The sequence below is a fragment of the Mesorhizobium sp. WSM4845 genome (genome assembly GCF_055811455.1).
In genome coordinates this window covers 1-13,218 of sequence record NZ_JBVVQA010000005.1, presented here as the reverse complement: position 1 = coordinate 13,218, position 13,218 = coordinate 1, and the positions used below count along the sequence as shown (strand labels likewise).

Below are 13,218 nucleotides of genomic sequence, written 5' to 3'. Positions count from 1 at the left end.
CGTCGAAATACTCTGGGGCTTGCGGATTTGACACAGGTCTCGTTTCCGTTCGGGGACAAGGGTTCATTGCGGCGAGACGTTTCGGTGCCGCCAATGAAGTACCGACCGGACATCGAGGGGGAATTTGGTTTTGAAATCAGCAGGATCGCGCCTCGCGAAGGGAGAAAGCCGCGCCATTGCGGCCGCGCTTTTCTCCGTGCTCCTGGCGTCCTGCACCTCGGCCGGCGACCCGTCCCTGTCCGTCGGCATGCCCGGCTACAATGCCTCGGCTACGGACACAGCCTCCGGCAGCCAACAGGTCACCACTGATTCATCGTCGCAGATGACGACTTCACAAATGACGATGACCGCCAAGGGCGACGCAAGCCTTCCCGAGCAGGTCGCTCATGTGCCAGCGGCCAAGCCAGGGGCGCAGGCCCTCCAGGGAGGCACCAAATCGGATGCCGGCTTCCCCGTCCCGGCTAAAGCGGGCGCAGAGACGGCTGCGGGCCAGACGCCGCAGCCACAGGCGGCGCAGACGGTTGAACAGGCCGACGCTGCTGCGCAGAAGACTGAAACCGCCGATGCCGGCACGGCCGCGCCGAAGTCCGCCGCGCCGGCGATGAACAACCCGGTCTATGTGACCGCCGCAGAGCCGCAGGCCTATGCGCCGAAGAAGAAGGGGTTTTTCGCCTCTTTGTTCAGCGCCACGCCGGCCTCGGCAGCACCTGCCCCGCAGGCCAGCAACAGGTCGGGCGAGCAGCCGCCGGCGGCGCAGCCCAAGGCCGCACAGCCCAAGGCGGGGGCAAAACCCGCCATCACCCTGGCCTCGGCCAAATCGGCTGAAAAGCCGGTGCAACTGGCTTCGCTCGGCGATACCAGCCGTTTCACCGATGACGCGCTGCCTGGCGTGCGCAAGACCGCGCTTTTCGAGATCAAGCGCAAATCCGGCCTCGACGACGACAGCGACGTCGATCTGAACGAGGATGAAGGCGGCGCATATCAGGTGGCATACGCTCCGGGACTTGCCCGGCTGGCGCCCAACGGTCTTTTGAAGCAGACCGAGAATGTCGACGTTGCCTGCCTGAAACCTTCGCTGGTCCGCGTGCTGAAGACGATCGAGGGCCACTACGGCAAGAAGATGATCGTCACCTCCGGCTATCGTGATCCGGCCCGCAATCGCCGCGCCAACGGCGCCAAGAATTCGCTGCACATGTATTGCGCCGCTGCCGACATCCAGGTTCCAGGCGTCTCGAAAGCGCAGCTGGCAAGCTACATCCGCAGCATGCCAGGGCGCGGCGGCGTCGGCACCTACTGCCATACAGAATCCGTCCACATCGACGTCGGTCCCGAGCGCGACTGGAACTGGCGCTGCCGTCGCCGGCGGTAACGGCTGGTTCTCCCTCTCGTCCATGCAACGCCCGCCGTGTGCCGTCTCAGGACGGCATACGGTGCCGCGTCGAACCGGGATAAAATCGCCGAAAATGCGCGGTTTTGCGGTCACCGAAAAAAGTTGTCGCAGGTAGCGGCAGACGGGTTGCCGGTTTGGTGCAACGCAACTATAAGCGCTCACATCTGAGCGCGCCCATCGTCTAGCGGTCAGGACACCGCCCTTTCACGGCGGTAACAGGGGTTCGATTCCCCTTGGGCGTACCAGATAAAACTCAAGCTGGCTGCTCCCCCCATCCTGCCACGTCGGATCCAGGTCAAATAACTGTCAGTGAACACTGGCGGACTTCCCGCTATTTCCATTCAAACCTGTCGGTCGGCTCAAGGCTGGATTGAAACGTTTGGCGAATCGCCGCCAGAGCCGCCGTCTTCCCATTCAGGTAGGCATCGAAAAACGACACTGCTCCGTCTTGTACAACGCGCGTGTAGCGGGTCTCTTCCTCGGGGCCGTGGGCGTGTGGTCCGTGCTTCAGGCCCGAAAACGCATTGTGGCCAGCACCGTCGAGAACGAGCAGATATTGATGAGGGATGGTCAGCGCTTCGTAAGGAAGGGTCCGCTGTATCGGATCGAATTCCTTGTTGCCGGGCACTGCATTGCCATCTTTCGTCCCCGTGATGTGAAAGAGCGGGATACTGATATCGCGGTAAAGGGCGGCCAAGTCGCCGCCCTGGATGGGTATGTTCGGGCTCATGACCAGGCCAGCGCGAATTCCTGGCTCCTTGAACGACCACTGCCCGCCCGGACCCATTCTCTGCCCTGCTGCAACCATCGTCGAGACGCCTCCATAAGAGTGTCCGGCCATGCCGATGCGTGTCAAATCCAGGCGGCCGGCGAGCCGCCCCTCGCCGTTCATGCGCGCAAGCTCGCGCAGGGCAAAGGGCACGTCCTGAAATCGCGCGCGCGCAGCATTGGCGTCCCACATGGCTTCACGAAGCAATCGGTAGACTTCCGCAAGGGAGTTTGCCTGTTGCCAGATCGAACTGTCCGTCCCGATATGCTGCAGGTGCACCGCCACGTAGCCGCTTTGCGCCAGGCGCCGCCCGAGGTAAGGCATCGCCTCGCGCGATCCGCCAATGCCATGCGACACAAGGATCACCGGGGAAGCGCCAGAGAGGGGAGCTGGGGCATAAAGCCGGTACGGCACGGAACGGCTGCGCGATTCGTCGCGAAAGGCGCCGTCAATGACAGTATATCCCGAAGGTGTATCATCCACGGTTTCGTTCATCCGCCAGCCTCTCAGGAATGTATGCTCGAAAGCCTCTATTGTTCGCCCGGTTCCTTGACCCGCTGGGCCGAAAGCATTAAGGCAACTACAGGTGGAATCCACATCCAAGACATCTATTGCCCGCTAGGTTCGTGCTATGGTGGTGTTTGAAACAAGCGCTCACTATTACCGCTTCTTTGCCAACGAGTCTCGTCGTGGCGGCTCTCCCCTCTATGAAAAGCTGTCGCTTGGGATTGCGGACAATGTCGCGCTGCAGCGCCTGGCGGCGGGGCGCAGGAAGGGTCAGCCGGCGGCGAACCTTGTCTTCGGCGCGGTACAGTATCTCCTGCTCGGCGGCGTCGACCATCCTCTCAAGGATTATTATCCGAGTCTGGGCGGAACGCGGCCGGCCGACGATCGCGCATTCGAACTTTTCGCCGCTTTTTGCGGTGCCCACGAAGCCGAACTCGTCGACATCATCGCGAAACGCGCCACCAACACCAACGAGGCTGGCCGCAGCGCGCTGCTGCTGCCCGCATTCGATCTGGTTGCGCGCGAGGCCGCCGCTCCGCTTGGCCTCGTCGAGATCGGATCCAGCGCCGGCCTGAACCTGAACTTCGACAGCTATGGATATCGGTATACGGACGGGACAGGCGCTCCGAAGCTGGAGCGGTGGACCGATGCGGATTTTGTCCTTTCCTGCATCCTTGAAGGGCCTGGCGTGCCTGTATTGGGGATGTTCCCGCCCCCCGTTTTATCGAGGGTCGGCCTCGAACTTTATCCGACCGATGTTCGGGATGAAAATGAACGTCGGTGGCTCAAGGCGCTTGTCTGGCCCGAGCGCATTGACCGGCTCACAAAACTGGACGGCGCCTTGAAGGTCGCCGCCGCGCATCCGCCCCGGATCAAAGGCGGCGACGCCGTGCTGAACCTGGCCTCTGCGCTGGCGGAGATTCCGCCTTATCAAGCCCGGTGCGTGTATCACACGATAATGGGCTATCAGCTTTCCGGCGATCAACACCGACGCATAAACGATATCCTGTTGGAGGCGAGCAAGACGGCGCCGGTCTGGCGCGTCACCGTGGAAGGCGAGGTCGCACACCCCAACCCCACTGAGACGTTCAATCCTCTCAAGGTCAGCAGATACTTCAATGGCGAGCGCAGGGTCAAAACGCTCGCGGTCTGCGATCCGCATGGGCTATCGATGGAGTGGAAAGGTTAGCAGGTCGACGGTTTACCCGGCCATTCCTGTCCTTGACCAGATGCAAAACGCGGCGCGCTTTACTCTAACGTGTCCACATCATCGGCAATGGACAAACGGTCGCTCGGCAGGGGCACACGCAACTGGTTGCGATTGGACAAGGCCTTGGCAAAGTCCGGTTTGAGCGTCAGCGCCTCGTCAAAGCTGGCGAGTGCTTCATCAATGCGCCCCAACGCCCGCAGCGTCACCCCCCGATTGTTCATTGCCTGCACGAAATCGGGTTTCACCCCGATGGCTTTCTCGTAGCACGCGAGAGCCTCGTCATACCGTTTCAGGCCGCGCAAGGCATGCCCCCTGTTGTTGTACGCAGCTGCGGCTTTGGGATTGATCTCGGTGGCGCGAGCCAGGTAGGTGTCCGCTGCCTGATACCGACCGGCCTGAAGACATAGAACGCCCAACAGACAATTAGCGTCGTAATGCCGGGGATTTGCTGCGAGCACCTGCAGATAAATCCTCTGGGCATCCAAAAATTGCTTGCTCCGATGGCATTGCAAGGCACGCGCAAATTGCTCCTCAATCCGCCTAGCCGCCACAAGCTCGTTCAGAAGCCGGCGCGCCTCCAGATTGCTCGGCTCAGTCTCGAGCACCTGCCTGCAACCGCGCTCCGCCAGATAGAACTTCCCCTCCTGACGCAGCTTTCGCACCGACGAAATCACTGAAGGAAGGCTTCTTCGATCCAGCCTGTTTCTGCGGCTGTTGGTGGAGTCGATCCGGACACCCTCTACAAGCCGCTCCTTCGATCCGAAACTGTACTTGTACGAAAAATCTCCAGTGCCAAGATCGTAAGTCCTGAGGCCGTTTTGAATTGCCCAACGGATGCTGTAGGCGTGAAGCACCAAGCCCGGTGGAGGCTTCCGAATTGCGAGATTGCGGCTGACGAGGAAACAGACGAGTGAACGCTTCGACCTGTCGATAAACGCAATGTGCACTCCTAATGGAGTATCGCCTTTCCACAATACCGGCGCGAACAGCACACCCGCCTTGTGGCACTCAAGTAACATATGGCGGCAGTTGGCAATAACACCCTGAGCATAGACGCGGCTTTTGGCCTCCCACTGCGCAAGCCAAAGTTGATAGAAAACCTCCAGGTCGCTTTGGATTGTCTCGAAGTCTGCCAAACTTATCCGGTATTCTCCGCTATTTTCGACCTGACGAAGAAAATGGCGGACATCACGACGGGTTTTCGAGCCAAGGTTGCCATCCAGGAATTCGTCCCAATCGGCTGGCAAATCGACATACATATAGATGTCATGATTTATATTTTCGCCTGTTCGGGTTGTATGGCGACGTCGTTCAATCTTTTCCTTCACAAAATGGCTGTCAGAAAAGCTTCCAAGCAGCATTTGACGGCGCCTGGCCGATATCGAAATGTCGTCGCAGTGTAACGTTGTCCAATTCAGCGCCTGCAGGCGATCGGCGAACGACGAAATGACTTGCTCTTCGAATTCGGGAACGCAGATGAAGCCCGTATAGGTGGCGAAATACGAGCCGGCCATCCTCATGCTGCTATAAAACCCCGCCTGCTCATCAAGCCCGGTGACGAGTTGCAAAGGGAAGAAGGCGACATACTCGTTCGACCCGGGAGACCGCGCGGCCAAAATCACCCAATTTGGGCGTCGCAGCCAATTCGACATCCATAGCCACGACAGGAAGAAGTTCGCCTCCGGATCGGAGTCATATATCCGGTCCCAATTCTCTCTCAGTGGCTCCAACGCTTCGAATTTGTCGACCATATCGATTTGCATGCGCTGACCATCACTGAAGTGCCTTATCGAGCGTTGCGGTTATCTTTGCCGCTTTCTCTGACGCCTGAGACTGTGCGTCAAAACATGTCCCACCAGTTCTTCATACTTGATCCCATGCAGGGCGGCCGAACGATAGACCGCCGAGGCCGGCGCCATGTTGCAGGCGATGTTCACTTCGATGAAAACGGTCCGCCGCGTGTCGGGATCATAACGGAAGTCGAAGCGGGCATAGTCGAATGGCGACATCTCGGCCACCATTCGCGCGGTTGCCTCCGAAACCTCCTCGGCTCCCGGTCCGTCGTAAGGAGCGGACTTGTAGGAACTGTTGAGCCCTCGCTTTGCTTCATTGGTCAGAACATTGTCGCCAGGGCGGCCGCGCTCCTCGAAGACCGCCAATGAACCCGGGGGGAAGCCCTCGACAATTGGAACCGTCAGATTGAGGCCCGGCACAAACTCTTCTGCAATGAATTCACGGCCGCCGTGACGCGGATCCGAGATGGTTGTCAGCGCATCCCGCCAATCCGCTTCATTCTCGACCTTTACAATTGCGTCGGAAGCGATACCCCCTCGCGGCTTGACAATCCACGAACCGGGCAGGCTGAACTTGTCATTGCTGACCTCACCGGGCTGCATGATCCTGTGCTTGGCGACATCGAGCCCCAGCGAAGCAGCCAGTTGCTTGGCCAATACCTTGTCTTCCGAGACCGCCCGGCTTGACGCCGATGCGCCGAGACAGGGGACGCCACGATAGGCCGCGATTGCCGGCGCCAGGAGCTCGTGACCATCGAATATCGCATGCGAGTGAATGGCATAGAGGAAATCGAAGTCGAGAGGCCCGAACAGCACCTCGTGCTCGCTCGCCGGCGTGACCCTGAAACCCAGCCCGCGTAGCGTTTCGAGCATGATGGCATGGTAGACGACGTGGTAGCCGTACTTGGCCCTGCGCTCCGGGCTGGAGTCGAGGGCATGACGCGCCAAAAACAGCACATGGGTTTGCGCCAGCTCTTCCGGCGATGGGGTCAACAGGTATTCCAACGTCGGCATTTATGAGCCTGATGTGTTCAAAACGCTTTTCCATGCTTGCATCATGGCTTGAGCCGGTCAAGCAGAACCACGGGCAATATATTGGGTGGCGTTGAAGGTCGAAATGGTACAGATCCAGACTGGGATGCTGGCCGCACTGCCTGGTGAAGAAACGCAGGAGCAGTTCGGGGCTACCGGCTGTCCTTTGACGGGAGTCAAAGCCCCAGCTCGAATGTGGAAGCCTGCTTGCTTCCGAGAAAATTCTCCAAGACCTGGATAGCGTCTATCGTATGCTGGGCATTGTCTATGCGAGCCCACCTATTTTTCTCTGCATTGGTCCTGATGGCTCCTCGGTACGCATAAAAAGGAAGAGAAGATTCATCCAGTTTTTCTCTATACTGCAAGGATGCGATGTTTTTCAACGAGAGCATAATAGCGTCAAGGTATCGCCCTGCCCTCAGCTCATCCCCTGTCCGCTGCGCCATCTCGAATGCATAAGCCAGCCCCTCGGTATAAACTCCGTCCGAGGACGCGTGCGGAAGGCCGTACTGAGGGGTTGCTGGATTGAAGAATCGTCCAATCCTGTACGACCGGTCCTGAAGTTCAAGCAATTTGTCGTTCAGAGTAAACACCGCCTCGGCGAATTTATCGGCTTTCGTCAACTCATATAGATGCCGATAAGCCATGGTGTGCCAAGGCACGTATGCCGGGTAATAATTATCTGCGATATTGCGGACATATTCATCTAAATAGAATTCTGCACTGCGCGCCGCTTCGTCGAAATAACGGGTTAATCCAGTCCGGAAGTAATATTCAAGCAAAGCTACTAATGCTTCCCCTGAGTAAAATGTTAAGAGGTATTTTGCGTCGAAGGAATAATTCGGCTCCTTTAGCCAAGGGCGAAAGGACCCGTCTGCATTCTGTAGCGCAAGGATGCCCTCCGCGGCTGCACTAGCCTTTGACTGGAACTGTTCAAAGTGAGGGCTTGCCGCGAATGTGCGAAGCAGCATCGCGTTCGCCCCGAGCTTTGACTTGCCATCATACTCAATATAACCAATACCACCCTCTTCTCTATACCATGTATTCATGATGAATGACAAATTCCGGCGATGAACAGGGCGAAGCGAGAGATTTCCTACGCTCATTTCCGCTAACGTGCGCGACGACATAAGCTGCCTTAGTTCATTGTTTTTTCCAGATTTCTCGCCCGTATACGGATTAATACTGTAGGTAAACAGACCCTTTTTTCCAATATTGCGGATTATCCAGGCTTCCGCCAAGTCTCGGATCCTTGCCATCTCCTCCGGCAGCGACACGACCGTCCGTCGTTCGGGAGACCGTTCGGCCCGATGAAAGTTCCTCTTTGGCATGAGGCGTTTGGAGGTTTGAATCCGGTGGGCGGACATGGTTTCGCCGAGATTGATCGAGTTTTTGGCTGTTCTTCAACTGTCGACTGTAACGGCACGGTCTAGGCGGTGGCAACGGCCGTGGGCCGGGCTCCAAATGAGCGTAGAGAGCCATGAAGATCCTGGTTTTCGCTGCAGTTGAAGGGCCGGTCTGCGACGAAGCCCGGCGCGGAGGAGTGGTGAGGATAGCTTCGCGGCCGATAGTCAGCCTCGCGCCGGCTCTCCTTTCAGTATCCCAAACGGAAGGTGAGCGTCTTTAGACGCCCACCCTTCGCGATTATCGAGCGAATATCTGGTGGGTCGTTAGCCGCCGCTGCCGCCGCCACCGCCACTGCCGCCGCTACCACCGCTGCCGCCGCTACCACCGCTGCCGCCGTCGCCGCCGCTGCCGCCGCTGCCGCCGCTACCACCACTGCCGCCGCTACCACCGCTGCCGCCGCTGCCGCCGCCCCCGCCACCGCCGCCGCCGCCGCCGTCACCGTCGCCGTCGCCGTCACCATCGCCGTCGCCGTCACCATCGCCGTCGCCATCACCATCGCCGTCGCCATCACCATCGCCGTCGCCGTCACCATCGCCGTCGCCGTCGCCGTCACCATCGCCGTCGCCGTCACCATCGCCGCCATCGTTCAAGGTGGCGGTAATAAGGGCCGTGGTAACCGGCGGGCACATGTCGATTTGCGCGGCGGAAAGAATGCTGGTGCGGTTGGCTGCAATACAGCAAAGCGCGAAATTGGCTTCAGTGAGAGGTTGGCACTGTGCAGCCGCAAGCCGAGGACGTTGACTCTGCTGTGCTGTTGCCGGTGTGATCATTGCCACCGTGAAGGCAGCGGATGAAAGGAGCAGTATTCTTAGAATCGTGCTTGAGACGTCAGGGTACAGGTGCATTTTCTTCCTCCTTGAGGGAAAAAAAGGCGCTCCCGTCCCCTTTGGTTGCGCGAAAAGTTCAATATTACCGACCATCGGTAACACTTTATTAAGTATGGCAAACAATTTGTTCCTGCGCAATTGCGATTCTCAGGGTTGATTTACCAACCCCCATAAGGATTATACCGACCCACCAAAAGGGGACACTCAGTGATTCGTTCAGCGGCGCTTCTCGCGGCGGCCATTTTGTTGGCCGGCTGCAGCAATCAAACAATTGGAACAGCAACGAAGATGGCCACGCAAGGCTACGCCTTTGCACCGGCCGCCTTCTACAAATTCTGCGCCAGCGATCCGGCGCTCTGCAGCACCCGCGGCAAGGTCAAAGCGGTCGAACTCACGCCTAGGCTGGAAGCGGAACTTGCGAGCGTGAACAAGTCGGTCAATCGCCGCATCAAGGAGAGAGGCGACAGAGACTCCGCAGGCCGAGCCGACGTTTGGGGCTTGCCGACCGGCGAAGGCGATTGCGAGGATTTCGCCATCCTCAAGAAAGCCGAGTTGTTGAAACGCGGGTGGCCCGCATCCGCCATGTTGCTGACCGTTGCGACGCTTGGCGGCGCAGGTCATACGGTCCTGACGGTGCGGACGAACCAGGGCGATCTGGTGCTGGACAACAGGACGGGCGCGATCAGGAATTGGTCACGGACGTCGTACCGTTATTTTGCTCGGCAGTCCCAGTCCGAAAACGGCAAGTGGGCGCGGATAAAAACCTGACACCCGTGCCTTGATCGCCCCGCGTCGATTTCGCCGCGCGCAAACCAGATCTATCTTCCATCTGGCGTCCTCAGCCCGACGGTTGGCCGCGACCGTCACCGGCTCTGCGCGACAATGCGTACAGGCAGAGGTCACGGCGGCCTGATCGTGGCCCACGTCAACCTCGATGCGCGGCATCACAGGGCAAGCAATTCAATGCGGGAAAGAATTGCTTTCGACGACCCGCCAAATATCCTTGTTGATTGCGCTGATCGCCTGGATGGAGGCGCTGATCCGCTTCATCTCGGAATCGTCGAGCTCCTCGATCTTCCCATATTTGATTGCATCCTTGCTGTCGAAGATGCGCATTAGTTGCGTGCTCGCATGCGTTCCCGTTTCGTCGAACGAATAGATGCAGTGGCTGTATTTGTTGCGCAGCTTTCCCTGCCGGGTAAGCTGGCTGGCGATCTCCAGGACCTGGCGTCGGCATTCAACCGGTGTTCCCGCCATCTTCGCCAACCGCTCGACCAGCTCGATCCGTGCACGCGTGGTGTTCAGCGTCAGGAAAATGACGATCGCAGTCTCCTTGTCTACTTTCGCCAGACCGGCAATCAGGTAAATCAGCAAGCTTTCTGTGTTGGTCCATGTGTAGTTCAATTGACCAACAAGCAGCAAAATCTCCTGGAAGCGTGGCATCGACCTGCTCACGTGAGAGTTGAGATCGCCGGGCGATCCGCACCGGGAACCATTCCAGCGGCCGCAACCCGTCTGGCATGAAAAAGGGCTGCGGCTTCAGTCCTGTTGTGGGCGCCCAGCTTGTTGATGATGTTGTGCATGTGAATTTTGACGGTGTGTTCGGAAAGGCGAAGCGCGGCCGCTATGGTTTTGTTCTGCAGTCCCTGCGACGCCATCTCCAGGATCTGACTCTCCCGACACGTCAGCTGGCCTGACTCCTCGAGTGCGGCTTGCCGTTTGATGGCGGGCTTCGCTTCCTTCGTGTCGCTATGCGGGATGCCGTTGTTCAGGTACGACTGAAACATGGCCAAGGGAAAATACTCGCCTCCGCGCAGCATGAGCCTGATCACGGAAAGCCACACATCCAGCTTCAGGTTCATGGGAAGCACGCCGCGCACCACTCGCGACGCAAAGACCTCATCGGGGGAAAGCGGCCTCCTGCCGTCGTCCTGCATCACAGCGGTCATGGCTGCCGGGTGGAAGCGGGCCAGCTGGGCGGAACAGGAATCGATCTCGCTCAGAAACACCGCATCGATCAGAATAAGGGAAACCGAAGGATCGAACGCAGCCCAGGTGGCGGACAGGTCGCGAACGCGCTCAGCCCCGATCCACGGGAATTCCCTTTCGACGGCATGCACCAGGCTATCTGAGATCGTGTCGTCAGGGGCGATGAACAGCAAGGTTCGTCGGGCCCAGGATTCTCTATCGGCTGTATCAGCTCGACCTCGTCCGCTCGCCTCCACCCCATCCACCCCATTCATGACCCACCCGTTTACTTGCACTCGCTAAAGGCCGGGAACCCCTAACCCGGACGACACACGTTAACGACTTCCTAACTCAAAACTAGGCGAAAAAATATAGTCCTGACGAGCTAGGCAATTGCCAGGGCAACCCGTGCTGGCAGCGGCGCGGCGCGCAACTGTCCGCGATTCACGATTGCTGCCGACCTGGTCTTCGCCCCAGGATTTAACCCTTCATGGCGAGCAGATCATCCCAAACGGGCTAGCTCCAACTATCAGCTTTCAATTTACGGCTGACGGTCACAGACTTCCAATGTTCCGTATTGGGAGTTTGGGGAACATCCAGAGATCACGAGAGCAGCTAGCGACCGCACCGTTGGGCGGCGCAGGCGGTAACTCGTGCGCAATCTGGCTGCCTCGCTCCCCCGTCAAAGGGAGGTGACGCCATAAAAACAGACGATGACCGGATCTCCGGCCTTAGTCCCCTAGGCGCAGGCGATCCAAAACCAACCACATGAAAACTTAACGGCCGCGAGCAGCCCAAGACCACGTCAGATTGAATGTGGTTCGGTTGTCGCGGCCTCTTACCGAGAAAACTTAACGGCCGCGAGCAGCCCAAGACCACGTCAGATTGAATGTGGTTCGGTTGTCGTGGCCTCTAACCGAGGGAACGACAATGACTACTCGCAACAGCAATAACTCCAACACCGGTTGGCAGTTCATCGGCGATGTCTCCGATGACGACACCGTAATCGATATCGGAGATGGCGATGCCAAGAGCGACGCCAGCGCCGACGCCAAGAGCGACGCCAGCGCCGACGCCAAAGCCGATGCCAAATCCGACGCTGACGCCAAGAGCGACGCTGACGCCACCGGTGTAGGCGTCGGCGTAGGTGTGGGTGTCGGAGCTGGCATCGGCATTGCCGACGCTACGGCCAATTCGACCAGCGACAACACCAACAATAACGGCAATAACAACAGCAATTCGAGCAGCAACAGCAGCAACAACAGCAACACCAACACCAACACCAACAACGTTAACACCAATGTTAACGCCAATGTTAGCGCCAGCGCGACGTCGGACGGAAAACAGGACGACGATTTCATTGACCTCGACGACGTGAATGTCGGCCTCGGCGGCGTCATGATGTTCAGCCGCGACGGCGACATCAGCTTCGATCCGGGCGATGACGTCAGCTTCTCGGACGTCCTGAACGGCGCGTTTGCCGGCGCTGGCAATGGCCACAGCGCCACCATCATCAACCAGACCGGCGACATGAAGGACAACGACTATCTCGGCAGCGCGACGGTCCAGAATAACGGCTACTTCGGCAACAAGGGCGACGCCAAGGGTGGTTACGCCAAGTCCGACGAAGGCATTGATGCCGGCGGCGACGGCGGCCATGCTGGCGATTCGGTCGCTTTGGGTGGCTTCGGCGCCAAGGGCGGCGATGCCGATACCGGCAACGCCAAGGCTGGCGACGCCAAGGGCGGCGGTGTGGCCGTGAGCGTGCCGATTGTCGTCGGCTCCGCTGACGCCAAGTCCGACGGCGGCAGCGCTTATGGCGGCGACGCCGTGCCGATCGCGGTTAGCGGCGACGCCAAGGGCGGCGACGCGACCGGCGTGGCTGTCGGCGCAGGCCTCGGCGGTGACGGCAAGGGCGGTTACGGCGACAGCGGCGAAGCCTTTGGCGGCGACAGCGGCGATGCCAAGGGCGGCGACGGCGGCGACGGCGTCGGGCTCGGTCTGGGCCTCGGCCTGGGCGTCGGCGTCGGCGGCGACTCCAAGGCCGACGGCGGCGATGCCGACGCCAAGGGCGGCGACGCTGGCGCGCTTGGCTTTGCCGACGCCAAGGGCGGCGACGGCGGGTCCGGCGGCAACGGTGGACGCGGCGGCGACTCGACCGCGGTACCTGTCGCCCTGGCACTGATGGACGATGCCGAAGCTGGCAGCGACAACGGTGCCTCTTGGGGTGGGAACAAAAGCGATGACAACGTCGCCGTAGCTATCCCGATCGCCGCGAATGGCGACACCGATGCCGGTAACACCGGTGGTGGCGG

Annotated in this window: 11 protein-coding genes and 1 tRNA gene; 5 read left to right on the top strand and 7 right to left on the bottom strand. The window is 59.4% G+C overall.

What is annotated here, in order from left to right; genetic code table 11:
* Positions 1-124: 124 nt before the first annotated feature.
* On the top strand, positions 125-1,369 hold the full coding sequence (locus AC0L2C_RS07655) for a D-Ala-D-Ala carboxypeptidase family metallohydrolase (RefSeq protein ID WP_287062893.1): 1,245 nt from the start codon (positions 125-127) through the stop codon (positions 1,367-1,369).
* 191 nt (positions 1,370-1,560) lie between these two features.
* A tRNA-Glu gene (locus tag AC0L2C_RS07650) sits at positions 1,561-1,635 on the top strand.
* An 86-nt stretch (positions 1,636-1,721) separates the two neighbouring features.
* Here AC0L2C_RS07650 and AC0L2C_RS07645 read toward each other — a convergent pair.
* On the bottom strand, positions 1,722-2,654 hold the full coding sequence (locus AC0L2C_RS07645) for an alpha/beta hydrolase family protein (protein WP_287062895.1): 933 nt from the start codon (positions 2,652-2,654) through the stop codon (positions 1,722-1,724).
* Between the two features lie 136 nt (positions 2,655-2,790).
* Between AC0L2C_RS07645 and AC0L2C_RS07640 the strand changes: the two genes are divergently transcribed.
* Complete coding sequence (locus tag AC0L2C_RS07640) at positions 2,791-3,855, top strand: DUF2332 domain-containing protein (protein ID WP_287062897.1); 1,065 nt, start codon at positions 2,791-2,793, stop codon at positions 3,853-3,855.
* 59 nt (positions 3,856-3,914) lie between these two features.
* Here AC0L2C_RS07640 and AC0L2C_RS07635 read toward each other — a convergent pair whose 3' ends face one another.
* From AC0L2C_RS07635 to AC0L2C_RS07620, 4 genes are all read right to left on the bottom strand, one after another.
* Positions 3,915-5,627: a GNAT family N-acetyltransferase gene (locus tag AC0L2C_RS07635; RefSeq protein WP_473523095.1), complete on the bottom strand. Its 1,713-nt coding sequence runs from the start codon at positions 5,625-5,627 to the stop codon at positions 3,915-3,917.
* Between the two features lie 51 nt (positions 5,628-5,678).
* Positions 5,679-6,662 carry a D-alanine--D-alanine ligase family protein gene (locus AC0L2C_RS07630; protein WP_198032757.1) on the bottom strand — a complete coding sequence of 328 codons (984 nt, stop codon included), beginning with the start codon at positions 6,660-6,662 and terminating at the stop codon, positions 5,679-5,681.
* A gap of 215 nt (positions 6,663-6,877) precedes the next feature.
* The gene (locus AC0L2C_RS07625; RefSeq protein WP_287238032.1) at positions 6,878-7,942 is read right to left on the bottom strand and encodes a glycoside hydrolase family 88 protein; all 1,065 of its coding nucleotides are present in this window, start codon (positions 7,940-7,942) and stop codon (positions 6,878-6,880) included.
* Positions 7,943-8,295: 353 nt separating this feature from the next.
* Positions 8,296-8,682, bottom strand: a complete 387-nt coding sequence (locus AC0L2C_RS07620) for a hypothetical protein (RefSeq protein WP_473523094.1) — start codon at positions 8,680-8,682, stop codon at positions 8,296-8,298.
* A gap of 493 nt (positions 8,683-9,175) precedes the next feature.
* Between AC0L2C_RS07620 and AC0L2C_RS07615 the strand changes: the two genes are divergently transcribed.
* Positions 9,176-9,703, top strand: a complete 528-nt coding sequence (locus AC0L2C_RS07615) for a transglutaminase-like cysteine peptidase (RefSeq protein WP_473523209.1) — start codon at positions 9,176-9,178, stop codon at positions 9,701-9,703.
* 192 nt (positions 9,704-9,895) lie between these two features.
* Here AC0L2C_RS07615 and AC0L2C_RS07610 read toward each other — a convergent pair whose 3' ends face one another.
* Both AC0L2C_RS07610 and AC0L2C_RS07605 read right to left on the bottom strand, forming a co-directional pair.
* On the bottom strand, positions 9,896-10,378 hold the full coding sequence (locus tag AC0L2C_RS07610) for a hypothetical protein (protein WP_027156248.1): 483 nt from the start codon (positions 10,376-10,378) through the stop codon (positions 9,896-9,898).
* 8 nt (positions 10,379-10,386) lie between these two features.
* The gene (locus AC0L2C_RS07605) at positions 10,387-11,097 is read right to left on the bottom strand and encodes a helix-turn-helix domain-containing protein (RefSeq protein WP_473523093.1); all 711 of its coding nucleotides are present in this window, start codon (positions 11,095-11,097) and stop codon (positions 10,387-10,389) included.
* 736 nt (positions 11,098-11,833) lie between these two features.
* On the opposite strand from AC0L2C_RS07605, the gene AC0L2C_RS07600 reads away from it, so the two are divergent.
* A partial coding sequence (locus tag AC0L2C_RS07600) for a hypothetical protein (RefSeq protein ID WP_287395191.1) occupies positions 11,834-13,218 on the top strand: 1,385 nt, incomplete at its 3' end.

What these genes read in the sequence shown, in the direction of transcription:
- AC0L2C_RS07620 (WP_473523094.1), bottom strand. Translation starts at nt 8,682, where the DNA reads ATGGTGACGGCGACGGCGATGGTGACGGCGACGGCGACGGCGATGGTG.
- AC0L2C_RS07645 (WP_287062895.1), bottom strand. Translation starts at nt 2,654, where the DNA reads ATGAACGAAACCGTGGATGATACACCTTCGGGATATACTGTCATTGAC.
- AC0L2C_RS07640 (WP_287062897.1), top strand. Translation starts at nt 2,791, where the DNA reads ATGGTGGTGTTTGAAACAAGCGCTCACTATTACCGCTTCTTTGCCAAC.
- AC0L2C_RS07635 (WP_473523095.1), bottom strand. Translation starts at nt 5,627, where the DNA reads ATGGTCGACAAATTCGAAGCGTTGGAGCCACTGAGAGAGAATTGGGAC.
- AC0L2C_RS07610 (WP_027156248.1), bottom strand. Translation starts at nt 10,378, where the DNA reads ATGCCACGCTTCCAGGAGATTTTGCTGCTTGTTGGTCAATTGAACTAC.